The organism is Sinorhizobium fredii USDA 205 (assembly GCF_001461695.1).
Lineage (GTDB): Bacteria > Pseudomonadota > Alphaproteobacteria > Rhizobiales > Rhizobiaceae > Sinorhizobium > Sinorhizobium fredii.
Genome location: NZ_AUTC01000001.1, coordinates 142,447 through 165,853, shown reverse-complemented (window position 1 = coordinate 165,853; position 23,407 = coordinate 142,447). Strand labels below are relative to the sequence as shown.

The 23,407-nt window shown below is 64.1% G+C and carries 18 protein-coding genes, 1 tRNA gene, 1 pseudogene and 1 riboswitch; of the genes and pseudogenes, 11 read left to right on the top strand and 9 right to left on the bottom strand.

Features of this window, described 5'->3' with window-relative positions:
* Positions 1-95: 95 nt before the first annotated feature.
* Positions 96-2,647: pseudogene (locus tag N181_RS00755) on the top strand (ligase-associated DNA damage response DEXH box helicase).
* A 260-nt stretch (positions 2,648-2,907) separates the two neighbouring features.
* Positions 2,908-3,633 (top strand): ligase-associated DNA damage response endonuclease PdeM, encoded by a 726-nt coding sequence (gene pdeM, locus N181_RS00750; protein WP_037391935.1) that lies wholly within the window; start codon positions 2,908-2,910, stop codon positions 3,631-3,633.
* On the opposite strand, the gene N181_RS00745 is transcribed toward pdeM, so the two are convergent.
* The 4 genes from N181_RS00745 to N181_RS00730 form a co-directional block, all read right to left on the bottom strand.
* Positions 3,630-3,866: an Lrp/AsnC ligand binding domain-containing protein gene (locus N181_RS00745; protein WP_014327223.1), complete on the bottom strand. Its 237-nt coding sequence runs from the start codon at positions 3,864-3,866 to the stop codon at positions 3,630-3,632. The genes pdeM and N181_RS00745 overlap by 4 nt on opposite strands.
* Before the next feature lie 168 nt (positions 3,867-4,034).
* Positions 4,035-4,838, bottom strand: a complete 804-nt coding sequence (locus tag N181_RS00740) for a TIGR02186 family protein (protein ID WP_014327222.1) — start codon at positions 4,836-4,838, stop codon at positions 4,035-4,037.
* Positions 4,838-5,764 carry a sulfite exporter TauE/SafE family protein gene (locus tag N181_RS00735; protein WP_014327221.1) on the bottom strand — a complete coding sequence of 309 codons (927 nt, stop codon included), beginning with the start codon at positions 5,762-5,764 and terminating at the stop codon, positions 4,838-4,840. The genes N181_RS00740 and N181_RS00735 overlap by 1 nt, the downstream gene beginning before the upstream one ends.
* A gap of 388 nt (positions 5,765-6,152) precedes the next feature.
* Complete coding sequence (locus N181_RS00730) at positions 6,153-9,848, bottom strand: peptidoglycan-binding protein (protein ID WP_037391934.1); 3,696 nt, start codon at positions 9,846-9,848, stop codon at positions 6,153-6,155.
* A 421-nt stretch (positions 9,849-10,269) separates the two neighbouring features.
* Between N181_RS00730 and N181_RS00725 the strand changes: the two genes are divergently transcribed.
* The 3 genes from N181_RS00725 (at position 10,270) to N181_RS00715 (ending at position 15,621) form a co-directional block, all read left to right on the top strand.
* On the top strand, positions 10,270-12,066 hold the full coding sequence (locus N181_RS00725; protein ID WP_037391933.1) for an acyl-CoA dehydrogenase C-terminal domain-containing protein: 1,797 nt from the start codon (positions 10,270-10,272) through the stop codon (positions 12,064-12,066).
* 111 nt (positions 12,067-12,177) lie between these two features.
* Positions 12,178-13,386 (top strand): acetyl-CoA C-acetyltransferase, encoded by a 1,209-nt coding sequence (locus N181_RS00720; RefSeq protein WP_037391931.1) that lies wholly within the window; start codon positions 12,178-12,180, stop codon positions 13,384-13,386.
* Between the two features lie 21 nt (positions 13,387-13,407).
* Positions 13,408-15,621 carry an FAD-dependent oxidoreductase gene (locus tag N181_RS00715; RefSeq protein WP_037391930.1) on the top strand — a complete coding sequence of 738 codons (2,214 nt, stop codon included), beginning with the start codon at positions 13,408-13,410 and terminating at the stop codon, positions 15,619-15,621.
* A gap of 260 nt (positions 15,622-15,881) precedes the next feature.
* Here N181_RS00715 and aac(6') read toward each other — a convergent pair whose 3' ends face one another.
* Positions 15,882-16,334 carry an aminoglycoside 6'-N-acetyltransferase gene (gene aac(6'), locus N181_RS30640; protein WP_014327216.1) on the bottom strand — a complete coding sequence of 151 codons (453 nt, stop codon included), beginning with the start codon at positions 16,332-16,334 and terminating at the stop codon, positions 15,882-15,884.
* A 285-nt stretch (positions 16,335-16,619) separates the two neighbouring features.
* Here aac(6') and N181_RS00705 point away from each other — a divergent pair, with 285 nt between their 5' ends.
* Together N181_RS00705 and N181_RS00700 are read left to right on the top strand one after the other, a co-directional pair.
* Complete coding sequence (locus tag N181_RS00705) at positions 16,620-16,916, top strand: DUF6958 family protein (RefSeq protein ID WP_014327215.1); 297 nt, start codon at positions 16,620-16,622, stop codon at positions 16,914-16,916.
* 106 nt (positions 16,917-17,022) lie between these two features.
* Entirely contained in the window at positions 17,023-17,604 is a 582-nt protein-coding gene (locus N181_RS00700; protein WP_014327214.1) for a LysE family translocator, read from the top strand.
* 18 nt (positions 17,605-17,622) lie between these two features.
* Here the strand turns inward: N181_RS00700 and N181_RS00695 are convergent, their stop codons facing one another.
* A complete protein-coding gene (locus N181_RS00695; RefSeq protein WP_037391925.1) occupies positions 17,623-18,096 on the bottom strand; it encodes an SRPBCC family protein in 474 nt (157 codons plus the stop codon).
* 177 nt (positions 18,097-18,273) lie between these two features.
* On the opposite strand from N181_RS00695, the gene N181_RS00690 reads away from it, so the two are divergent.
* The 4 genes from N181_RS00690 (at position 18,274) to N181_RS00675 (ending at position 20,895) form a co-directional block, all read left to right on the top strand.
* On the top strand, positions 18,274-18,798 hold the full coding sequence (locus N181_RS00690) for a winged helix-turn-helix transcriptional regulator (protein ID WP_037391960.1): 525 nt from the start codon (positions 18,274-18,276) through the stop codon (positions 18,796-18,798).
* A 156-nt stretch (positions 18,799-18,954) separates the two neighbouring features.
* Positions 18,955-19,608 carry a S24 family peptidase gene (locus N181_RS00685; protein ID WP_014327211.1) on the top strand — a complete coding sequence of 218 codons (654 nt, stop codon included), beginning with the start codon at positions 18,955-18,957 and terminating at the stop codon, positions 19,606-19,608.
* A 12-nt stretch (positions 19,609-19,620) separates the two neighbouring features.
* A complete protein-coding gene (locus tag N181_RS00680; protein ID WP_037391923.1) occupies positions 19,621-20,436 on the top strand; it encodes a thermonuclease family protein in 816 nt (271 codons plus the stop codon).
* A 48-nt stretch (positions 20,437-20,484) separates the two neighbouring features.
* Entirely contained in the window at positions 20,485-20,895 is a 411-nt protein-coding gene (locus tag N181_RS00675) for a tellurite resistance TerB family protein (protein WP_014327209.1), read from the top strand.
* Positions 20,896-21,026: 131 nt separating this feature from the next.
* Here N181_RS00675 and N181_RS00670 read toward each other — a convergent pair whose 3' ends face one another.
* The 3 genes from N181_RS00670 to N181_RS00660 form a co-directional block, all read right to left on the bottom strand.
* On the bottom strand, positions 21,027-21,878 hold the full coding sequence (locus tag N181_RS00670; RefSeq protein ID WP_014327208.1) for a transporter substrate-binding domain-containing protein: 852 nt from the start codon (positions 21,876-21,878) through the stop codon (positions 21,027-21,029).
* A 115-nt stretch (positions 21,879-21,993) separates the two neighbouring features.
* A tRNA-Gly gene (locus tag N181_RS00665) sits at positions 21,994-22,068 on the bottom strand.
* A 50-nt stretch (positions 22,069-22,118) separates the two neighbouring features.
* Positions 22,119-23,216 carry a 2'-deoxycytidine 5'-triphosphate deaminase gene (locus tag N181_RS00660; RefSeq protein ID WP_014327207.1) on the bottom strand — a complete coding sequence of 366 codons (1,098 nt, stop codon included), beginning with the start codon at positions 23,214-23,216 and terminating at the stop codon, positions 22,119-22,121.
* 75 nt (positions 23,217-23,291) lie between these two features.
* Positions 23,292-23,370, top strand: a riboswitch (SAM riboswitch).
* Positions 23,371-23,407: the final 37 nt, after the last annotated feature.

Below are 23,407 nucleotides of genomic sequence, written 5' to 3'. Positions count from 1 at the left end.
CTGTCCCTCTCCCCGCTTGCTTCGACAGGCCCAGCGTGAGGGCAATTGCGAGCATGAGACCTGCGGGCTTCTCTTTTGCAACGTTTGATCTACCTTTGTTCCCCGTGGACAGGATCGATTCCCCATTGCCGGAAAGCGACGCCCTGACGTTGCCGGCGCCCTTTCTGCGATGGTTCGCCGAAAAGGGCTGGCGGCCGCGCGCCCACCAGCTGGAACTCCTGTCACGGGCCGAAGCCGGGCAAAGCACCTTGCTGATCGCGCCGACGGGGGCGGGCAAGACGCTTGCCGGCTTCCTGCCGTCGCTGGTCGATGTCACCCGGCGCGGCAGGATCCCGCCCGGCTCCGCCTTCGTCGGCATTCACACGCTCTATATTTCGCCGCTCAAGGCGCTCGCCGTCGATATCGAGCGCAACCTGACGAAACCGGTCAATGAAATGGGCCTGCCGGTGCGGATCGAAAACCGCACCGGCGACACGCCGCAGGGCAAGAGGCAACGCCAGAAGCTAAGCCCGCCCGACCTGCTGCTGACCACGCCTGAGCAGCTTGCGCTGCTCGTCGCCGATGGCGAGACGGAGCGCTTCTTCAAGGATCTGCGCTATGTCGTGCTCGACGAGCTGCATTCGCTCGTCACCTCGAAGCGCGGCCATCTGCTCGCCCTCGGGTTGGCGCGGCTGCGCCGCCTGGCGCCGGGCCTGCAGACGATCGGCCTTTCGGCGACGGTATCCGAGCCGATGGAGCTGCAGCGCTGGCTGGTTGGCCAGCCCCCGGACGAGGAGAGCCATGCCGGATTGATCACCGTATCCGGCGGGGCAAAACCCGAAATCTCCATTCTGCGCGCCGAGAGCCACGTGCCCTGGGCCGGGCACTCGGCCCGTTATGCGATCCCGGATATCTATGCGGCAATCAAGGCGCACGGCACGACGCTGCTCTTCGTCAACACGCGCAGCCAGGCGGAGATGCTCTTCCAGGCGCTCTGGACGATCAATGACGACAACTTGCCGATCGCGCTGCACCATGGCTCGCTCGACGTCGCCCAGCGCCGCAAGGTCGAGGCCGCGATGGCCGACAACCGGCTGCGCGCCGTCGTCGCCACCTCGACGCTCGATCTCGGTATCGACTGGGGCGACGTCGACCTGGTCGTCCATGTCGGCGCCCCGAAAGGGGCAAGCCGGCTCGCGCAGCGCATCGGCCGCGCCAACCACCGCATGGACGAGCCGAGCCGGGCGATCCTCGTTCCGGCCAACCGTTTTGAGGTGATGGAATGCCAGGCGGCGCTCGACGCCAATTATGTCGGCGCGCAGGATACGCCGCCGGTCGGCAAGGGTGCGCTCGACGTACTGGCGCAGCACGTGCTCGGCATGGCCTGCGCGAAGCCCTTCGACGCGCTGCAGCTTTATGACGAGATCACCAGCGCGGCTCCCTATGCCGATCTCACCTGGGAGACGTTCGAGCGGGTCATCGACCTCGTCGCGACCGGCGGCTACGCGCTTCGCACCTATGAGCGCTACGCCCGCATCCGCAAGACCAAGGAAGGGCTGTGGCGGGTTTCGAATCCGATGGTCGCGCAGCAATACCGGCTGAATGTCGGCACGATCGTCGAATCGCCGATGCTGAACGTGCGCATGGTGAAGCGGAACGCACGTGGCTCGCTCGGCCGCGGCGGCATGTCGCTCGGCAAGGTGGAGGAGTACTTCCTCGAAATGCTGTCGCCGGGCGACACGTTTCTTTTTTCCGGCAAGGTGCTGCGCTTCGAGGGCATCCGCGAAAGCGAGTGTCTCGTTTCGCAGGCCTTTTCCTTCGACCCCAAGGTGCCGAGCTATGCCGGCGGCAAGTTTCCGCTCTCCACCTATCTGGCCGCGCAGGTCAGAAAGATGCTAGCCGACCCGGCGCGCCGTGCCTCGCTGCCGGACCAGGTGCGCGACTGGCTGGCGCTGCAGGGCGACGTCTCGATGCTGCCGCGCGAGGACGAGCTGCTGATCGAGACCTTCCCGCGCGGCAGCCGCCACTACATGGTCACCTATGCCTTCGAGGGGCGGCTCGCCCACCAGACGCTCGGCAGCTGCTCACCCGCCGCCTCGACCGGGCCGGCCTGAAGCCGCTCGGCTTCGTCGCGACCGACTATTCGCTCGGCATCTGGGCGCTCGACGACATGGGCGCAGCATTCCGGGCGCGGACCCCATCGCTTGCGCAGCTTTTCGACGAGGACATGCTCGGCGATGACCTGGAGGCCTGGCTGAACGAATCCTTCCTGCTGAAGCGGACCTTTCGGACCTGCGCAGTGATTGCCGGATTGATTGACCAGCGCCACCCGGGCAAGGAAAAAACCGGTCGACAGGTCACGGTTTCCGCCGACCTCATTTACGACGTATTGCGGATGCACGAGCCCGACCACATCCTCCTGGAAGCAACGCGCCACGACGCGGCGACAGGACTTTTGGACATTGGCCGCCTCGGTTCTATGCTCAAGCGAATCAAGGGACACATCACCCATCGCCGGCTCGATCGTATCTCGCCGCTCGCCGTTCCGGTCATGCTGGAGATCGGCCGGGAATCGGTTCATGGAGAGGCCCACGACTTCCTGCTGACAGAAGCCGCCGATGAACTGATCATTGAGGCGATGGGGATCGGGCATACTGCGGGTGAATAGGAGAGCGGTGTGAGAGAGATTGTGGACGTTCCGGGCGGGATGCCGCCGCTCTACCCCCCTCTGGCCTACCGGCCATCTCCCCCACAAGGGGGGAGAACACATGCGGCACGCGCGACGCACTCCTCGGAACGTGTCCAGAGTATGCGACGATTTCTATTGGAGCGTTGGGCTCGCCGCGGGCCGATCTCCCCCCTTGTGGGGGGCAGGCCAGAGGGGGGTGCAGGGCTGGGCGCGTCGCCCCTGAGAATATCCGTGTGACCATGCACCGGCTCATTCACGCGACATCGGCTACCGCGACAAGCGCCTTCTTCCAGGCGCACACGACGGTCAACGGTGTGGCCGCCATCTGTGATGCGCTCGGCGGTCTCTTTCTGCCCGAGACCCGGACGCTGGTGGTGTCCGACCTCCACCTCGAAAAAGGCTCCGCCTTCGCCCGGCGCGGCATGATGCTGCCGCCCTATGACACGCTGGCGACCTTGCGCATCCTCGAGGCGATCGTCGCGCGGCACGATCCCGCAACGGTGATCAGCCTTGGCGACAATTTTCATGACCGGCGCGGCTCAGCGGCGATGCCTGAGACCTTCCGCCAGATGATCGCCTTGATGGCCCGCGGCCGCGACTGGATCTGGATCAACGGCAACCATGACCCGGATGGCGCCCCGAGTCTGCCCGGCGCATCGATGGACGAACTCCGACATGCGGGGCTGGTCTTTCGCCATGAGCCGTCCATGGCGGACGGCCTCGGCGAAATCGCCGGCCATCTGCATCCGTCGGCAACGGTCCGGCGCCGGGAAAGGTCCATCCGGCGCGCCTGTTTCGCAACGGACGGCAAACGGCTGCTGATGCCGGCCTTCGGCGTCACCACCGGCGGGCTCGATCTCCGGCACCGCGCCATGAGCGGCCTTTTCGAGCGCGAGCGGCTCGTCGCCCATATGCTCGGCCGCGACCGCATCTATTCGGTGCGCTTCGCCAACCTGTTGGGTTAGAACGCGTTGAAGGTGAGCGTCGTCAGCGAACGGGAAATGCCCGGCACGCTGGCGATATTGTCGTTGATGAACTTGCCGATGTCCTGGCCTTCCTCGACATAGATCTTCAGAAGCAGGTCGTAGTCACCGCTCGTCGAATACATCTCCGAGACGATTTCCTTGCGGTAGATCTCGTCGGCAACCTCGTAGGTCCGGCCGGGAGCGCATTGCAATTGCACGAAAATCGGTTTCATGGGCTTTCCTCTGCTTCCGGGAGGCGGCCTCCCGAAGTTGTCGTCGCCCTTTCAGCGCAGGACAGAAGGGGCATTGCTGATCTTCAGCCTCTCTTAAACCCCAACGGCACAAAAGGGAACGCGCCAACACCGACGAAGACCGGTTACAGGCGCAACTCAGTTCCGCCCTCACTCCTTGCGGAAAAGCAGGCTGGCGCCCCAGCCGGTGATCACCGCCAGTGTCACGGCAAGAAAGCCGTAGATGAGCGGCTGCTCGTGTGCGGCGCGGGTGATCGCCTGTTCGAGGCCGGTTTTCACCACCCTGAGCGGCAGGGCCTTGGCGGCGACGAAGAGGCCGTCGCGGAACAGATAGGCGCGCACCACATGAATGCCGTTCGGGACATTGGCCGGCAGGCGGACCGATGCCTTGAACAGGCTCGAACTGATGAACTGCACGCCGCCCGGATCGCGCTGGTAGACGCCGCTTTCCTCGCGGATGCGGCGAAACGCGTTGCGGAACTCGCCGAGGCTGCTGCCGTCGCCGATGAAGCCGAGCGGCACCAGCCGCATGTGATCGACGCCAATGCCCATATTGGCGATGTCGCGCGGCGGAGCGATCGTCGCGATGTCACGCGTGCTCGACAGCGAATAGGCTTCCGGCACCAGCTCGAAGGTCATCGACTGGGTGTTGACCCAGATCCCGAAGACACGCTGCTTCTTGCGCACCGTCGCGTTGTCCTTCGGCCCTTCGAGCACGACGATGATGTTGTACTTGCCCTGGGCGAGAAGGTCGGCGTCGAAGCCGTCGATGGCGCCGAAGATCGTCAGGTCGGCGCCGCGGAAGTCGGAGGTGATGGAAATCTCGTCCGTCGAGATGCCGATCTCGAGCTTTTCGGTGAAGTCGCCGACTTCCCGCTCGAGCGACTGCGCCGCCACCGGCCCGCAGACCGTCAAGGCGACAGCAAACAGGACGAGGCGGGCGAGCGCGCGCATCAGAAGCCGAACCCCGCTGAAACCACCGAATAGATGTCCTTCGGCGGAATGATGAGCTCGATCGACAGCCGGATGCCGACCGCAAGCACGAGCAACGCCAGAAGGGCCCGCAACTGCTCGCCGCGCAGCCGCTGGCCGACGCGCACGCCATATTGCGCACCGATGACGCCGGCGATCATCAGGACGAAGGCCAGCACGATGTCGACCGTATAGTTGGTCGAGGCCTGGACGATCACCGTATAGGCCGAGACGAAGACGATCTGAAACAGCGAGGTTCCGACGACGACGCTGGTCGGGATGCGCAGGAGATAGATCATCGCCGGCACCATGATGAAGCCGCCGCCGACACCCATGATCGACGTCAGGATGCCGATTGAGAAGCCGAGCGTGGCGACCGGGATGACGCTCAGATAGATCTTCGACTTCTTGAAGCGCATCTTCAGCGGCAGGCCGTGGATCCAGTTGTGCTGGCCGGGCCGGCGCAACTGCGTCGGCTGGTTCCTGGCCGCCTTGCGCATCGCGCCGATGCTCTCCCAGAGCATCAGGCCGCCGACCGAACCGAGCAAGACGACGTAAAGCAGCGAAATGACGAGGTCGAGCTGGCCGATGCTGCGCAGCAGCGAAAACAGCCAGACGCCCAAGGTCGCGCCGACGAGGCCGCCGCAGAGCAACACCGTTCCGAGCTTGATGTCGATCGTGCCGCGCCGGAAATGGGTGATGGCGCCTGAGATCGACGAGGCGACCACCTGGTTCGCCCCGGTCGCCACCGCCACCACCGGCGGGATGTTATAGAAGATCAGCAGTGGCGTGATCAGGAAGCCGCCGCCCACGCCGAACATGCCCGACAGAAAACCGACGGCCGCGCCCATGCCGAGAATGATGAATATGTTCACCGACAATTCTGCAATAGGCAGATAGACCGTCACGGCCAAACCTCGATGTAACAACGAACCCGCGATGCGGGTGAAAATTGCACCTGCACAACTCCTAACCGGAAACGATTTAGGAATCGTGCAATGCTTTGAATTATTCGCACCCCGCTTCGGGGCGAGGCGTGGCGGGATGCTTCGAAGTGGCGGAAATTCACCACGAGCAGGGGCATTTCGACCGACCGCCTGCGTCCAACCGGACGCCCGACGGCGCCTCCGCTCATGCGCCCTCAGGCGGGAGCTGTCAACCTTTTCAGGGACATGGAGCCGCAGTTTCGGCGCCGCCGCCCGGTCATCCGCGGTATGCGGCTTTCTGCCGCGCCGGGGGAGCGCCGGAAGCGCGGTGACGAACCCACAGGCGTTTGAGGGAACGGTCGCCCCGCCCTCATGAATTGCGCTTCAAAAGTTCCTTCACCAATCCGTCGGTGACTTCACCGGTCGGCTCGTGGCCGATCGACTTCTGGAACGCCTTGATCGCGGCGATCGTCTTCTTGCCCATCTGCCCGTCGGGCGCACCGGCATCGAAGCCATTGTTGTTGAGAATAGCCTGGATGTTGCGCACGGCCTTCGTCATGTCGACCGAAGCCGTCTTCGTCGAGGGACCGACCCAGGCGTCCGGGACATCCACCGTATTTGCGCCGGCGTCGACCGGCTGGACTTTCCAGGCCTCGACTTTCGCCTTGGCGCTCGCAAATTCCTCGGGCTTCAGCGCCTTGGCGATCTCGTCGCGCTTTTCGCCGGCGTCCTTGTCGCCTTCGCGCGCAGCGATGGCGAACCACTTGTAGGAATCCTCGAGACTCTGAGCGACGCCGTTGCCGCGGGCATAGAGCACGGCAAGATTGAACTGGCTGTCGCGAACGCCGAGATTGGCGGCCTTTTCGAACCATTTCACGGCTGCGGCCAGATCGGGCGCACCGTCGCGGCCGCTGGCAAGCATGACGGCGAGATTGTGGGCCGCACTGGCGTTACCCGCCTCGGCGGCCTTCTGGTAGAGAGCCTTGGCCTTGGCCGCGTCCCGGGTGACACCCGCCCCCTTCTCGTAGAGATTGGCGAGCCGGTAGGCGGCCGGCACGACGCCGGCATTGGCGGCGCGTTGATACCATTTTGCAGCTTCGACAAGATCTTCCTTGACGCCGCGTCCCTCGGTGAAGCGGGTGCCGATCTCGTAATAGGCGAGCGGATCGCCGCCCTTCGCCGCCGTCAACAGCGCCGGCGGACCAAAGCCTTCGGGCAGGACGATTTCGCTCGCCTTGACCGGCGCAAAATTCGCGGCCGTGGGTACGCCTGGGATCGTCGGCTGGAATGTCGAGACTGGGCCCGACTTTGCCGGCTCGGCCACTGGCTGCAACAGGGGCGCCTGGCCAGCCTCGGCGGCCGAAACGACTGCGGCAGGCTTGTCGACGCCCGTCGCGGCTGTCTTTGTCGCGATGGGTGGCGTGCCGGTCATCACGACCGGAGCCTCAGCCTTCGGCGGCTCGGCGGGCTTTGCCGCGACCGCGGCGGAAGCCGGCTTCGCCGCTTCCTCGCCGACGGCCTTCGGTGCAATGTCGGCTTCTGCCTTGCGTTCGATCGCCGCGGCGGGCCGGACGCTCTCTGCGTCCCTGCCCTTCAGCATCGTGCTGACCAGCGGATAGGACATGATCGCCAGCAGCACGGCGCCGACCGCCATCAGGATCGGGCGGCGATGGCGGGCGAAGGCACCACCTGCGACGGACGGTCCCTTGTCTTTGGCGCTCTTCAGCGAATCGGCTTCCTCTACGGCCATTTGCGCCGCACGGCGCGCCGCAGCGATGAAGTCCGCCTTTTCGCCGCCGTCCGCCGGCTGGCTGCCGCGGGCCATTTGCCCGGCCCGCACACGCTCGAGAATCTTCTTGACGTCCGGTACGCCGGAGCCCGGCTCGAGCAACTGGTTGGCGTCCTCCGGGGCGAGCATTTCGGACGGGTCGATCGAGGGGGTGGGCTCGACCATCTGGCGCGCCTGCGCGGGCGCCATCTCGTTGCGCTTGGCGGAGAAGCGCCTTGTCAGGCCGGCAAGCAGGCCCGCTTTTGCTGACGGGACCTCGACCTGCGGTTCTTCCAGCTCGACCGTCGAAGCAGCGACTGAGGGAGACAGGTCGGCGGCGACCGGGCTCGCGACCGTGACTTCGGCGTCGGCATCGACTGCCGATCCAATCCGCTGAATCTCTCCTTGCCGCTCGGGATAGGCTTCGTTGAAAGCACCTGCAAATTCAGGCTCTACCGCTTTCGGCATTGCCGGCGCGTTGCGCGAGGCGACTCCGGCTCCCGGCTCCCGCTCTTCGAGCCGTTCCAATTTCTCGGCGATGTGGACGAGCGTGTCGTGCAGAGCCTCGAAGGTGCGCGCCGTGCGATCTTCGCTCGAACGGCTAAGGTCTTCGAGCGCCCTAAGGTCGTCGGCAAGTGCCGAGATCGCCGCCATGTCGGCACCAGACGCGGTCTGCGGCATTCCGTTCCGGGCATAGGATTCCATGACCGCTTCAGCGGCCTGTCGGGCGGCTTCGATGATGTATTCGTCGCTGGTCGCCAGATAGTCTTCGAGCGCTGTCATGCGGCTTTCGAACTCGACCGGCGCGCTGCCGGGCGGCTGCTGATGCGACTGGCTCACCAGCGCCGAAAGATTGCCGATCTGCGCTTCGAGATTGCGCAGCGCCTCGCGATCGTCGAAGGGCGCGGCTTGTGTTTCCTCCAGGCGCTGCGCGATATCGGCTAGCCGGTCTTCGAGCCGATCGAAGCGCATGTCCGGCGCCGGCGATTCGCCATGGCCGTCCAGTTCGTCGATTCGGCGGGCGAGATAATCGAGCCGTTCTGCCAGGGCATCGTTGACGCTGCCCTGGTCGAGTGCCTCGATCTTGCGCGAAATATCGGCGAGATAGTCCGCCAGTTCCGGCGCCACAGTGCGCTGGCTGCGCTCTAGCAGCGCGGAAAGCTGATCGAGCCGCTCCTCGAGGCGGGCCGCCGCCCTCTCGCCGGCAAGGTCTTCGACGCGCGCGGCCAGGGCCTCGATCCGTGCGCCCAGGCCAGCGTCCGCCGGGCGGGCAAGATTGTCGATCTGGTGCGAGAGATCGCCCAGGCGGTTTTCCAGCCGGTTGACGAAGGCGCTGTCGAGGCTGGCGGCATTGCGGCCGACGGCGACCGCCCGGCTGATTTCGTCGAGCCGCTGATCGAGTTCGGCGAACTGCGAGACGAGGCGCCTGTCGTCCGGCTCCATTTGGCGCCCGAGCGTCTCGATCGCCCGCGCCACGGCGACGAGCTTGTCCTCCAGCATGTCGACCGGCGAGGCCTGGTTCAGCGTGCCGATCTGCGACTTGATTTCGTCAAGACGGTAGGCAAGCGCCACGAGCTCGTCATCGCGGTTCTGGTCGAAGGCGTTCAGCCGATCCTCGACGCCGCTCCAGCGGCTTTCCATGCGGCGCATGCTGTCTTCGCGCGCCAGGCCGTCGATCATCGTCCGGAGGTCGTCGAATTCGACGCGAAGCGCGTCGGCCTGCGCGGACGGCGCCTGCCGGCCGAGCTGGTTGATGTTGTCGGCGAGCCGCTGCAGGTCGGCCCTGATATCGGCGGCGTAGCCGCGGTCTTCGGAAGCCTCGGCCTTGATGCCGCGGATTTCCGAACGAAGGGCATGCATTTCGCGGGCAAACCCGTCGCTGATATCGCGCTTCAGATCCTGTCTCAGGCCGACGAGAGCCTCTGCGATATCGGCTGCCGCGGAGGGACGCGGCGGCTGAGCCGGCACCGGCTGGGTGGGCTGGTATCGCGGCGCTTCCGCAAGACGCGCGGGAGCGGGAGCGGGGCGATCGGATTGACGCGCCACAATGCGCTCGCGCAACGGCAGTTGTTCCCGTGCCGCGCTCAGGGCGCGCTGGCGTTCGAGTATTTCGGAAACGGCGTGGTTCGCCGGTGCTGCCGGGCGGTCCGGTTGGCGTTGCTCGCGGCCGACGCTGCTCATCAGGCCCTCGATGCGTGCCTCGAGGCCTTCGATTGTCCGGTTCAGGGCATCAAGCGACGGCCTGTCGCCATAGGACGGGTTGGCTGTGCGCTGAGGATTGGATCGCGATCCGTTCATTGTCTCTTCGCCCCTGTCGTCGACTATCGTGGAAGCCGCGGAAGGGCGTTAAGGTCCGTTCCTCTTCAGCAGCCCAGCCGATGCGGGCAAAGCCACAACAACGCGAGCTTTCCGGTTGCAGCTTTGCCCATCTCACAGCCCACAATTCATTAAACGTGGTAAACAACCCGTTAATCGGCGCGGTTTTTTAACGATTTATCCATCTGCGCAGGTCCTAATCTTCATTCAAAGGTCCTTGCGGGTCCGGCAGTAACCTTCCGCCAAATTTTTGCAATGCGGCATTTTTTGACGTTTACGCAAACGTCAAAGTTTTGTAGCATCCTGCCAACGGTGCGACACCGACCACATCGGCGCGCGCTCAAGACAGATCAAGTCGGGTAAGCCGTCGCGCGGCCCGAGGGGACATCAAGGCGAGGAAGAAATGCCCATCTACAAGGCTCCGGTCGACGACACCCTGTTCATCCTCAACGACGTGCTCGGCCTCGAGCGCTACCACAACCTGCCGGGCTTTGCGGATGCGACACCGGACACGGTGGCGGCGATCCTCGGCGAGGCTGCCAGACTTGCGGAGGAAGAACTCTTCCCGATCAATCTTTCCGGCGATCAGGAAGGCTGCGAGCGCCACGACGACGGCTCGGTCACCACGCCGTCCGGCTTCAAGCAGGCCTTCGATCTCTATCGCGAGGGTGGCTGGCTGGGCCTCGCCGCGCCGGAGGAGTTCGGGGGGCAGGGTCTGCCCTACGCGCTTCATACCGCTGTCGGCGAATTCCTGTCCGCCGCGAACATGTCGCTGATGATGTATCCCGGCCTGACGCAGGGCGCCATCGCCGCCATCCTCGTGCACGGCTCCGAGGAGCAGAAGCGCGCCTACCTGCCGAAGATGGTCGACGGCACCTGGACCGGCACGATGAACCTGACGGAACCGCATTGCGGTACCGATCTCGGCCTGCTTCGCACCAAGGCCGTACCGAACGGGGACGGATCTTACAGGATCTCCGGCCAGAAGATCTTCATCTCCGCCGGTGAGCACGACATGGCGGAGAACATCATCCATCTGGTGCTTGCCCGTATCGAGGGCGCGCCGGAAGGCGTCAAGGGTATCTCGCTCTTCATCGTGCCGAAGTTCAAGCTGAACGACGATGGCCAACCGGGTGAGCGCAACGGCGTTTCCTGCGGCGCGATCGAACACAAGATGGGCATTCACGGCAACTCCACCTGCGTCATGAACTATGACGAGGCGACCGGTTATCTAATCGGCACGGAGAACAAGGGCCTCAACGCCATGTTCGTGATGATGAACGAGGCCCGCCTTGCCGTCGGCATGCAGGGGCTGGCGATCGCCGAGATCGCCTATCAGAATGCCGCCAATTACGCCCGCGAACGCCTCCAGGGCCGCTCGCTTTCCGGTACCAAGGCGCCCGACCAGAAGGCGGACCCGATCATCGTTCATCCGGACGTGCGCCGCTCGCTGATGACGATCAAGGCCTTCAACGAAGCCGGCCGCGCCTTCACCCTCTGGACGGCGCTGAAGTCGGACATCGCCCACCGTTCCGACAACGAAGCCGAGCGCCAGGCCGCTGACGACATCCTCGGCCTGATGACGCCGATCCTGAAAGGCGTGCTGACCGACAAGGGCTTCGATCATGCGGTCGTGGCGCAGCAACTGTTCGGTGGCCATGGCTATATCGAAGAGCACGGCATGAGCCAGTATGTGCGCGACGCCCGCATTGCGATGATCTACGAAGGCGCGAACGGCATCCAGGCGCTCGACCTCGTCGGCCGCAAGCTGGCGATGAATGGCGGCCGCGCCGTCATGGCGCTGTTCAAGGAAATCGGCGATTTCTGCGAGGAGAACCGCGGCGACGAAAGTCTTTCCGGCTACACCAAGGCGCTGAAGAAGGGCCTCAACGACCTGCAGGCGGCAACCATGTGGTTCATGCAGAACGCCATGGCCAAGCCCGACAATGCCGGCGCAGGCTCGACCGACTACATGCATCTCTTCGGTCTCGTCGTACTCGGCTACATGTGGGCGAGGATCGCCAAGACGGCGCAGGAGAAGCTTGCCGCGGGGGAAACCGCGCAGGCGGACTATCTGAAGAACAAGCTGGTTACCGCCAAGTTCTTCATGGAGCGCATTCTGCCGGAGACGGCGCTGCGCAAGGCACGCATTGAAACCGGCGCCGACACGCTGATGGCGCTGGACGCCGCCGCGTTCTGATTTCAGAGTGGAACTGGATGAGGAACGGTCCGCGAGGCGGTTTTCCGCCCGCGTGCCGATCTAACCAATGATGCGCGGCCCGACAAGGTGCCGACGAAAGGGAGATGAGACATGACGAAAGTCTTCGTTTACGACCACGTGCGCACGCCGCGCGGCCGTGGCAAGAAGGACGGCTCGCTGCATGAAGTGCCGTCCGTCCGGCTCGCCGCCAAGGTGCTCGAGGCGGTCCGCGACCGCAATGGGCTCGACACCTCGAGCGTCGACGACATCGTCATGGGCTGCGTCGATCCGGTCATGGATGCCGGCTCGGTGATCCCGAAGGCGGCGGCCTTCGAAGCGGGCTACTCGACACGGGCGCCGGGCATGCAGATCTCCCGCTTCTGCGCCTCCGGCCTCGACGCCGTCAATTTCGGCGCTGCCAAGATCGCCCAAGGGGCGGACGACATCGTCATTGCCGGCGGCGTCGAGTCGATGTCGCGCGTCGGCCTCGGCATGTCGGGCGGCTCCTGGTTCATGGATCCCTCCGTCAGCCTCCCGGCCTATTTCATGCCGCAGGGCGTCTCGGCCGATCTGATCGCCACCAAATACGGCTTCTCGCGTGACGACGTCGATGCCTATGCGGTGGAGAGCCAGAAACGCGCCGCCCATGCCTGGGAAAAGGGCTATTTCGCGAATTCGGTCGTGCCGGTCAAGGACCAGAACGGCCTGACGATCCTCGACCGCGACGAGCATATGCGCCCCGGCACCGACATGCAGGCGCTCGCCTCGCTCAACCCCTCCTTCCAGATGCCGGGCGAGATGGGCGGCTTCGAGGCCGTCGCCATCCAGGCGCATCCGGAAATCGAGCGGATCAACTATGTCCACCACGCCGGCAATTCGTCCGGCATCGTTGATGGCGCCGCGGCGGTGCTGCTCGGCTCGAAGGCCGGCGGCGAAGCCATGGGGCTGAAGCCGCGTGCCCGCATCCGGGCTTTCGCCAATATCGGTTCCGATCCGGCGCTGATGCTGACCGGCCCGGTCGACGTCACCGAGAAGCTGCTGAAGCGCGCCGACATGAAGCTTTCGGACATCGATCTCTTCGAGCTCAACGAGGCCTTCGCCGCCGTGGTGCTGCGCTACATGCAGGCCTTCGACATTCCGCACGACCAGATCAACGTCAATGGCGGCGCGATCGCCATGGGCCATCCGCTCGGTGCGACCGGCGCGATGATCCTCGGAACCGTCCTCGACGAGCTCGAACGACGCGACCTCAACACGGCGCTGGTGACGCTTTGCATCGGCGCCGGCATGGGCACCGCCACGATCATCGAACGCGTCTGATCCGATCCCGGGAGAGAGAATATGTCTTACACGAACTTCAAGATCGAAACCGACGCCGACGGCATCGCACTCGTCACCTGGGACATGCCCGACAAGTCGATGAACGTCTTCACGCAGGAAGTGATGGACGAACTCGATGCGATCGTCGATCAGACGACCGCCGATGCCAACGTCAAGGGCGTCGTCTTCACCTCCGGCAAGTCGTCCTTCTCCGGCGGCGCCGACCTGTCGATGATCAAGTCGATGTTCACGCTGCAGGCCGAGGAGAGGAAGAAGGATCCGGCCAACGCCGCGCAGAAGCTCTTCAACCTCGTCGGTCGCATGACCGGGCTGTTCCGCAAGCTCGAAACCTGCGGCAAGCCCTGGGTCTCGGCAATCAACGGCACCTGCATGGGCGGCGCCTTCGAATTGTCGCTCGCCTGCCACGGCCGCGTCGCTTCCAATTCGAAAGCGGTGAAGATCGCCCTCCCCGAGGTCAAGGTCGGCATCTTCCCGGGCGCCGGCGGCACGCAGCGCGTGCCGCGGCTCACCAACACGCAGGACGCCCTGCAGATGATGACCACCGGCTCGTCGCTGACCGCGGCGCGAGCCAAGGCGATGGGCCTCGTGCATGAGGTGGTCGAACCGGAGAAGCTGGTCGAAGCCGCCAAGGCGATGATCAAGAACGGGCTGAAGCCCGTGCAGCCCTGGGACGAGAAGGGCTTCAAGCTTCCGGGCGGCGGCGTCTGGACGCCTGCCTCCGCGCAGCTCTGGCCGGCAGCGTCCGGCATTCTGCGCCGCGAAACCTACGGCAACTATCCGGGCGCCATCGCCATCCTGAAATGCGTCTATGAGGGCCTGCAGGTGCCGTTCGACACCGGCTTGAAGATCGAGCAACGCTATTTCACCGAGATTCTGCAGACCACCGAAGCCTTCTCGATGATCCGCTCGCTCTTCGTCTCGATGCAGGAGCTCGGCAAAGGCGCACGCCGTCCGGCCGGCGTACCGAAGACGGAGTTTAAGACGGTCGGCGTCATCGGCGCCGGCTTCATGGGCGCCTCGATTGCCTATGTGACGGCCGCCGCCGGCATCCCGGTCACCCTCATCGACCGCGACATGGAAGCGGCCGAAAAGGGCAAGGCGCATTCGGAAGGGCTGGTCAAGGATTCGGTCGGCAAGGGACGGCTGACCAAGGAAGAGGGCGAGGCGCTGCTTTCCCGCATCACGCCGTCGGCCGACTATGGCGATCTCAAGGACGCCGGCCTCGTCGTCGAGGCGGTGTTCGAGGACCGGCAGGTCAAGAAGGACGTGATCGAGAAGGTCGAGGCGGTCATCGCCCCGGACGCCATCTTCGCCTCCAACACCTCGACGCTGCCGATCACCGGCCTTGCCAAGAATTCGAAACGGCCGGAGCAGTTCATCGGCGTCCATTTCTTCTCGCCGGTCGAGAAGATGATGCTGACGGAAGTGATCGTCGGCAAGGAGACCGGCGACAAGGCGCTCGCCACGGCGCTCGACTATGTCGCGGCGATCAAGAAGACGCCGATCGTCGTCAACGACACCCGCGGCTTCTACGTCAACCGCTGTGTCTTCCGCTATATCCACGAAGCCTATGACATGCTGATCGAGGGCGTGCCGCCGGCGATGATCGAGAATGCCGCCAAGATGGCCGGCATGCCGGTCGGTCCGTTGTCGCTCAACGACGAGGTGGCGATCGACCTCAGCCAGAAGATCCTCAAGGCGACGGTAGCCGATCTCGGCGAAAAGGCCGTCGATCCGCGCCACATGGCACTGGTCAACAAGATGGTCGACGAACTCGACCGGCGCGGCCGCAAGAACGGCAAGGGCTTCTACGAATACCCGGCGAAACCGGCGAAGAAGTATCTGTGGCCGGAGCTGAAGACGCTCTATCCGCAGAAGGCGGCCGACAAGATCGACGTCGAGGTGGTGAAGCAGCGCTTCCTCGCGACGATCGCGCTCGAAGCGGCCCGCACTATCGAGGAAGGCATCGTCACCGACCCGCGCGAGGCGGATGTCGGCTCGATCCTCGGCTTCGGCTTCGCTCCCTACACCGGCGGCACGCTCTCCTATATCGACGGCATGGGCACCAAGGCTTTCGTCGCGATGTGCAACAAGCTAGCCAAGGCTTATGGCGACCACTTCAAGCCGACGCCGCTTCTGAAGGAGATGGCAGAGAAGGGCGAGACCTTCTACGGTCGGTTCGACCCCTACGGGGAGGCGCCGAAGGCGGCTTAGCCGCCTGCCCTACAGCGCCGCGCGTCTTATCAGACGCGCAAAGGTCGCTGTAGCACTTTGATTTGCTGCATGTCTTTGTCCTTAAGTCGAGGTCGATTTAAGGAGACATGCAGTAGCCGACGAAATATGCGAGGGCCGCACCGAGGGGCCAGCCCCTAACTGAAATGTGGAATACTTTCTGTAGCAAGTATCTGTCGCGAAACTCCAACTTTTGCGAGTGAGTTTCGCGGCAAACCATCCTCGTGGAAGGCAACACCGGCCTACAGTGGCTTTCGGAAGAACACGACGCGCTGTGTCTCCTCAAATCCTAAAGCGGTATGGAGCGCATGGCTGGCTGAATTCTCAAGCAGCGCGTCAGAGCCAAACTCAACACACCCAAGCGACTTCCCCCAATCGGCAACGGTATTGCAAAGCAATCGTGCGATACCCTTTCGCCTGTCAACGGGCCGGACATAAATCCCTTCGAGGAATAGAACGGGCGAGCTGCTGCATCCATTCACATAATCATGTCGCAAAGTGGCCTCAGCAAACCCGACAGCTTCATTCGCAGCATTTCGAGCGATGAACGCGACGGCTTCTCCACTTTCTGAAAGAAACGCCCGGCCCAACTCAGCTCGATGATCTTCAAGCGAGTGATGCGGCCATAGCGCAACGCGAAGCTGCGCCCATGACTCAACATCTTTTATAGTCCCAATCTCAATAATCGATTCCATATGCGGTTCCCTTCTTGTCGCAAAAAAATCCCAATTAAAGCGACGGTTTTGCGACAGGCGAGTGCGCAGAATGCTTCACGAAGATATTTCCAGCAAGATAAACCGCCCCAAACACCCATGCCACAAGGGGATTCGGCACCAGTATCTACTTGGATTCCACATTTCGGTTAGGGGCTGGCACCGAGGGGTGCGGCCTTTTTTCGTTGGGGTGTACGATTGGAAATGGCCCCGCGTCGGCAGCCGCCTCGCTCGATCGTCCTTGGGACGCGAACTGGAGGAGCAACCATGTCGAAGCCCAACAGGATTGTTGTCGAAAACGTCATCCGACCCGGCAAGACCACTTCGGTCGACGCCGATATGTATGCGGCGATGAAAATCGCCCTGCTCGCGGTGATTCCCTCGCAAGCGCCCGGGCTGACGCTGGCCGATATTCGCGAGCGGATCTTCGCTCATCTGCCGGAACAGCGATTTCCGGGCGGCAAGGGCGTCTCCTGGTGGTCGAAAACCGTGCAGCTCGACCTCGAGGCAAAGGGAGAGATCGTGCGGGAGAAGACACGGCCGATCCGGCTGCACAGGGGCTGACGTCGCCTTTCGTCCCTCCCGGGCGAGAGTGGTTGACCAAGATCAAGTCCGCGCGCTAACCGGTGAGCTAAGAGGATGAGAAGAGACAGCAACGACAGCACCAATCATGCAGCCGCTCACCTTCGCCCTTGCCATCCTGCTTCTGCTCGCAACCCCCGGCCCGACCAACACGCTGTTGTGGCTTTCCGGCGCGGCGGTCGGCATGCGCCGCTCCTTGCCTCTGCTTCTCGGCGAACTCGCCGGCTATCTGACGGTGATCGTTCCGGTGGCAGTTCTGGCGGCGCCGCTGCTTTCCGCGCATCCCTCGATTGGCCTCGTGCTGAAGCTCGCCGCTGCCGGCTGGATCCTCTTCATGGCGCATGCGCTCTGGACGATGAAGGCGCATGGCGCAAGCGAGCGGCCGATCGCCCCCGGCCAGATCTTCGTCACCACTCTCCTCAACCCGAAGGCGCTGATCATTGCGCTCGTCATCATGCCCCAGGTCGGGCTTCAAGCTATGCTGCCCTGGCTTCTCGGCTTTGCGGCGCTGACGCTTGGTGCCGGCTCGCTGTGGATTGCCACCGGCACCCTTCTGGCGCTACTGCCGAGGCGGCCGGTCGGCCCACGCCTGCCGCGGCGCATCGCCGCCGCCTGCCTTGTCGCCTTCTCCTTCGGCATCGCCGGCAGCGCGCTTGCGTCGATGATCTGAAGCGAGGCCTTTGCCCGCTCAGGCGGCGTCGGCCTTCTCGCCAAGCTCGGCCGCGAGGGCCCCGATCAGTTGCTCCCAGCCGCTGCGGCGATATTCGACCTGGTCGAGCCCATCGAGAAAGGCGGCCTGCTCCGTAAAGACGACGCGTGTGCCGCTGCCTTCCGGCACCAGCTCGACGGTGGCGATCGAAGCGGAAATCGGCCGGTCATCCTTGGCCATCGTATAGGCCGAGATGACACGGCGGTTCTCGACGATGTCGAGATAGACGGTCTCGTTGAAATAGAAGGTCTTGCCGTCTTGGCTGAAGCGTCCGGCTTCCCGGCCGCCGACGCGGAAGTCGTGGCTGTATTCCGCCACCGGCCAATTGTCGGCCTTGACGAACCAGCGGTCATGCGCGCCGGGGTCGGCAAAGGCGCCGAACACCCGTTCCGGGGACGCCTTGAAGCGGCGCTCGATCGTAAAACTTGCATGCTCGACGGAAGTCGTGGTCATGGCGTGGTCCTCCTTGACATTCCCCGTTGATGGGCGGCCGATGACTGCGCCGCGCCGCAATTACTGATATCATTTTGAAAGCAGTTGCACTGTAATGTTACTGCTGCAATAATGCAAGCAGTTTTGAAGGATGAGGAAATTGCCTGTCCGCATCCGGCTCCCGATACAGAGACCAGAATGATTGACGATCACCGCTCCGCCTGCCCCATCAATCTCTCGCTCGAAGTCTTCGGCGACAAATGGAGCCTCCTGATCATTCGCGACATGATCTTCGGCGGCAAACGCCACTTCCGCGAGCTCTTGCGATCACAGGAAGGCATTTCCTCCAACATCCTCGCCGACCGTCTGAAGACGCTCCTCGAAATCGGCATGCTGACGAAGCGCGACGATCCGAGCCACAAGCAGAAGGCGATCTACAGCCTGACCGAGATGGCGATCGCGCTGGTGCCGATCATGGCGCATCTTGGCGCCTGGGGCCGACGTTATCTGCCGGTCAGCGAGGAATTGAGCATCCGCGCCCAGCTCATGGAGGAGGGCGGCCCGGTTCTTTGGGAACGCTTCATGGACGAGCTCAGGGCCGAACATCTCGGCGTGTCCCGTGCATCGGACGGTCCATCCGTGCGCCAGACGCTGCAGGCGGCCTATGAAGAGGTCATGACCCGCAAGGCCAAGGAACGGGAACCCGCCAACGCCGGTTCATGAGCCCGTCGTGGGCGTCACTTATCGCAAACACAGGACTATTTTCCTGCCTGTTCTTTACGGCGGTTCCCCGCCTCGTTAAGGTACGATGAGGCGGAAGCGGGTGCGACGTCGCCTGCAGTTGGTCCGCGGCGCCGCACTGTGGCAGGGTCGAACGACATGCTTTCACATAACAGCATCTGGCGGGCGATCGACGCGCTGGCGGAGCGCCATCAGCTCTCGCCGTCCGGCCTTGCACGCCGCGCCGGCCTCGATCCGACCTCCTTCAACAAGTCGAAGCGCCAGTCGCCTGACGGTCGCGACCGCTGGCCGTCGACGGAATCGATTTCGAAGATCCTCGAGGCGACCGGCGCGACGATCGACCAGTTCATGGCGCTCCTGCAATCCGGAGGCGGAACATCGTCGCGCGCCGGCCCGCCGGCTGCCGGTATTCCGCTCATCGGCTTCGCGCAGGCCGGCGCGGGCGGCTTTTTCGACGATGGCGGGTTTCCCGTCGGCCAGGGTTGGGACGAGGTCGAATTTCCGGTCGCGCCGCAGAGCAAGTCCAGCGTCTATGCCTTGGAGGTCCAGGGCGACAGCATGCTGCCGCTTTACCGCGACGGGGACGTGCTGATCGTCGATCCGGGAGCGCAGGTGCGCCGCGGCGACCGCGTTGTGCTCAAGAGCCGCGAGGGCGAGGTGATGGCGAAGATCCTGGCACGGCAGACGTCGCGCGGCGTCGAGCTTCTGTCGCTCAATCCCGACCACCCGAACCGCAGTTTCGAGATGAAAGACGTCGAATGGATTGCCCGGATCGTCTGGGCCAGCCAATAGGATAGCGTCAAGATGCGGCCGCAGTTCATCTCCATCGCTGGCGGGCTCGCCGCCCTCGTCCTTTACGCCGCCATCCTGCTCGGCGGGGCCGCTTCCATCCGCGGCCGCGAGAGCGCCGCCACGCCCGATTTCGTGCTCGAGACGCCGGACGCCGCCGCGATCGAAGAACCGGCCGAGGAGCCCGTTCCGGCGGAGGAGCCTCCAGCCGAGCCGGCGCCGCCGCCCGCCGAAGCGGAGGCTGCCGCCAAGACCTCCAGGACGCCGGTGCGGCCGGTCGACCCCAACCTTTTCGCTATCCCGGAAGAAGGTGTTGCCAAACCGCTTGAACGGATTGCGCCGCGGCCGCCTCTCTCCGCGCCGTCCGAGAAGAAGGCGACGCCCCTCGTGTTGAACCGAGCCGTCGCACTTGCCGCCGGCGTCGTCCAGAACGGCGACACGACGCTGCAGATCAAGGACATCAAGCCGGAGAAGGCGGATAGGGTCTGCGAGGGGGCCGGCAAGAGCTGGCCCTGCGGCATGGTCGCGCGCACGGCCTTCCGCAATTTCCTGAGGGGGCGGGCTCTCGTCTGCGATCAGATCGACGAGAAGACCGAAGGCTCGCCCGCCGCAAGCTGCACGGTCGGCAACATGAATGTGGCCGAATGGTTGGTCACGAACGGCTGGGCCACGCCCCTGCCCGGCACCCCGCTCGAAGCGAAAGCCGAAGACGCACGAAACGCCAGGCGCGGTTTCTACGGCGATGACCCGCGTGACTTGCGCCGCAGGCCTCCGGTGATCGAGGAGCCCGCAGGCGGCATGGACTTCGGCGAGCCCGCGCCGGACTTGTAAGCCCGGCCGCAAATCCCTAACTCAGCGCCACCAGTCCCGGGAGAACCGATGTCCGCAAGCCTCAGCCAGCACGAAGCCCTTGTCTATGTCATGGTCATGATGTCGGCCGTGGACAGGAGCATGAGCGATGACGAATTCGCGCGGATCGGCGGGCTGGTGCGTTTCCTGCCGGCCTTCGACGGTTTCGACGAGGATCGGCTGATCCATATCGGCCGCGAGTGCGCGGCCCAGCTTGCCGCTCCCGAGGGGCTCGACGTCACGCTCGAAATGGTTCGCGAATCGCTGCCGCAGCGGCACTACGAAACCGCCTATGCGCTTGCCGTCGAGATCGCCGCCGCCGACCAGCGCATCCGCACCGAGGAAATCCGGCTGCTGCAGCTGTTGCGCGACCGCCTCGCCCTCGACAAGCTCACCTGCGCGGCGATCGAACGGGGCGCCCTCGCCCGCTTTCGCAAGTAGCCGCTACTGCATGTTTCCTTAAATCGTTTTCGATTTAAGGACAAAAACATGCAGCAATTCAAAGTGCTACAGCGACCTTTGTGCGTCTGAAAAAGACGCACGGCGCTGTAGCGGCGACGGCATCCCTCCGGTCAATAAATGCCGTTCGGAAAATAGCGCAGGTAGATCTCCTCGAGCCTGCCGCTGCGCGACAGCGCCAGCAGCGCATGGTCGATCGCCTGGGTCAAAGCCGGTTCGGTCGTGCGGTTCATGATCGTCAGCCCCTCGCCCAGGAAGCGCTCAGAGAAATAGGCGCCGTCCATCAAAGTGCAGCATCCCGCGGCGACGCTGCCGGAGACCCAGAAGGAGAGCTGCATGGCATCGGAGAAGGCGGCCGTCACGGCGCCCTCCCGCAAGGCGTTCAGCAAGGCAGCGCGGTCGGGATAGGCCTTGGCTTCGAGCTTCGGAAAGAAGGCTTTCAGCATCGCCTCGTGCGTCGTCCCGGCGACGGCCCCGATGGGCTTGCCGACGAGATCGGCGGGGCTCTTGACGCCGTCGGCCGCCTTCCTGTTGAGGGCGAAGCGTGCCGGCATTTGCATGAAGGCCCTGGAGAAGGCGAAACGTCGCCGCAGTTCCGGCGTCACGGCGATGCCGGCGACGATTGCTTCGCCCTGGCCCTGTTCAAGGGCCGGCATCAGTTCGGGATAGGTCACCGCCTGGATCTGGCATTTCGCCTCGATCTCCAGCTCGCGGCAGATTTCGCGGGCGAGGTCGACATGGAAGCCCGAAAGCTTGCCCGACTGATCGATGAAATTGTAGGGCGGAAAATCGACCGTGGTGAGGAAACGCAGCCGCGCCAGGGCGGTCAGATCGGGCTTGGCGATGCGCTCGCGTGCATCGAACAGCAACGGCAGGTCGTTCGGCGCAGCGCTCGCCCCGGAGGCGACGAGCAGGGCCGCGACGGCGAACAGTCCGATAGTTTTCTGAAAGAAGGCGCGCGTCATTGTGATCCGATTCCCGAACAGTGACCGGACCTTAGCGGGGCGTTGCAGGGCTGACCATAGGCAGGACCCGCGTAGAAGCGGCGGCCCCCAAGCGGCTGGCGGACGGGAGGAAAAATGGAGCGGGTGATCGGGATCGAACCGACGACATCAAGCTTGGGAAGCTGGCGTTCTACCACTGAACTACACCCGCGTCAGAAGCGGAAATTTCCCCAACCGCCGCGATCTGTCAAGCGCTCATGCTCACTCGGCGCGAAAATGCTTGGAGAGCTTGAGGCCCTGCGCCTGATAGTTCGAGCCGAGATCGATGCCGTAGAGCCCTTCCGGGCGCTCCAGCATGTGCTCGTAGATCAGCCGGCCGACGATCTGCCCGTGCTCCAGGATGAAGGGCACCTCGTGGCTGCGAACTTCGAGGACGGCGCGGCTGCCGCTGCCGCCGGCCGAGGCGTGGCCGAAGCCGGGATCGAAGAAGCCGGCATAGTGGACGCGGAACTCGCCGACCAGCGGATCGAAGGGCGTCATCTCGGCGGCGTAGAGCGGCGGCACATGCACCGCTTCGCGCGAGACGAGGATATAGAACTCGTCCGGATCGAGGATCAGGTCGTCGCGCCCGCGGCTATAGAGCGGCTCCCAGAAATCGAAGACGGCGTGCTCCGCCTTCTTGTCGACGTCGACCACCGAGGTGTGGTGCTTGCCGCGATAGCCGATCAGGCCGTCTGGGCCGGTGCCCTTGAGGTCGATCGACAGTGCGATGCCGCCGCCGCTGATGTTGGGCCGCTCGCTGGCGACGAGCACGTCGCTTTCGTGCAGGCCGAGCAGTTCCTGTTCGGAGAGAACCGAGTGCCCGACGCGAAAACGGATCTGCGACAGCCGCGAGCCGCGGCGGACGACGATCGGGAAAGTTCTCGGGCTGATCTCGAGGTAAAGCGGCCCGCTATAGCCGGCCGGGATCTTGTCGAACTCCTGTGCCCGATCGGTGATGACGCGCGTGAAGATATCGAGGCGGCCGGTCGAGCTCTTCGGATTGGCGGAGGCGGACATGCCCTCCGGCAGTGAAAGGCTCTCCATCAGCGGCACGATGTAGACGCAGCCGGTCTCCAGCACCGCGCCTGCGCTGAGATCGATGACATGCAGCTTCAGGCGGTCGAGCTTGTCGGCAACGAGATGGGCCGGTCCCGGCATGAAGCTCGCCCGGACGCGAAACGCCTTGGATCCGAGGCGAAGATCGAGGCTGGCCGGCTGAATCTGATCATCATCCAGCGCCTTCTCGCTCTTCAGACGTCCGGAGGCGTACAGCGCGGCAATCGCGCGGTCGGCCAAAATCCCTGTTTCGCGGCCCATTCCGATCCTCATTCTCAGTTGCCAGACAAAACCAAACTCCGGGAATTGACGCAAGCGCGCCCAGGCAGTATTGGAGCTTTATCCCGTGGTGATTTGGCCGGTCGGCTTGCAGCCACGTTAAACAAGTAGCTAAAAAGGCCGGGTGTCAAACCGGTCGTTTCGCGGCCGGTTTTTTTGTTTTTGAAGGTGAT

Excerpts from the sequence above, each read along its gene's own strand:
- pdeM (WP_037391935.1), top strand. The coding sequence starts at position 2,908 with ATGCACCGGCTCATTCACGCGACATCGGCTACCGCGACAAGCGCCTTC.
- N181_RS00745 (WP_014327223.1), bottom strand. The coding sequence starts at position 3,866 with ATGAAACCGATTTTCGTGCAATTGCAATGCGCTCCCGGCCGGACCTAC.
- N181_RS00740 (WP_014327222.1), bottom strand. The coding sequence starts at position 4,838 with ATGCGCGCGCTCGCCCGCCTCGTCCTGTTTGCTGTCGCCTTGACGGTC.
- N181_RS00730 (WP_037391934.1), bottom strand. The coding sequence starts at position 9,848 with ATGAACGGATCGCGATCCAATCCTCAGCGCACAGCCAACCCGTCCTAT.
- N181_RS00725 (WP_037391933.1), top strand. The coding sequence starts at position 10,270 with ATGCCCATCTACAAGGCTCCGGTCGACGACACCCTGTTCATCCTCAAC.
- N181_RS00720 (WP_037391931.1), top strand. The coding sequence starts at position 12,178 with ATGACGAAAGTCTTCGTTTACGACCACGTGCGCACGCCGCGCGGCCGT.
- N181_RS00715 (WP_037391930.1), top strand. The coding sequence starts at position 13,408 with ATGTCTTACACGAACTTCAAGATCGAAACCGACGCCGACGGCATCGCA.
- N181_RS00705 (WP_014327215.1), top strand. The coding sequence starts at position 16,620 with ATGTCGAAGCCCAACAGGATTGTTGTCGAAAACGTCATCCGACCCGGC.
- N181_RS00700 (WP_014327214.1), top strand. The coding sequence starts at position 17,023 with ATGCAGCCGCTCACCTTCGCCCTTGCCATCCTGCTTCTGCTCGCAACC.
- N181_RS00695 (WP_037391925.1), bottom strand. The coding sequence starts at position 18,096 with ATGACCACGACTTCCGTCGAGCATGCAAGTTTTACGATCGAGCGCCGC.
- N181_RS00690 (WP_037391960.1), top strand. The coding sequence starts at position 18,274 with ATGATTGACGATCACCGCTCCGCCTGCCCCATCAATCTCTCGCTCGAA.
- N181_RS00685 (WP_014327211.1), top strand. The coding sequence starts at position 18,955 with ATGCTTTCACATAACAGCATCTGGCGGGCGATCGACGCGCTGGCGGAG.
- N181_RS00680 (WP_037391923.1), top strand. The coding sequence starts at position 19,621 with ATGCGGCCGCAGTTCATCTCCATCGCTGGCGGGCTCGCCGCCCTCGTC.
- N181_RS00675 (WP_014327209.1), top strand. The coding sequence starts at position 20,485 with ATGTCCGCAAGCCTCAGCCAGCACGAAGCCCTTGTCTATGTCATGGTC.
- N181_RS00670 (WP_014327208.1), bottom strand. The coding sequence starts at position 21,878 with ATGACGCGCGCCTTCTTTCAGAAAACTATCGGACTGTTCGCCGTCGCG.
- N181_RS00660 (WP_014327207.1), bottom strand. The coding sequence starts at position 23,216 with ATGGGCCGCGAAACAGGGATTTTGGCCGACCGCGCGATTGCCGCGCTG.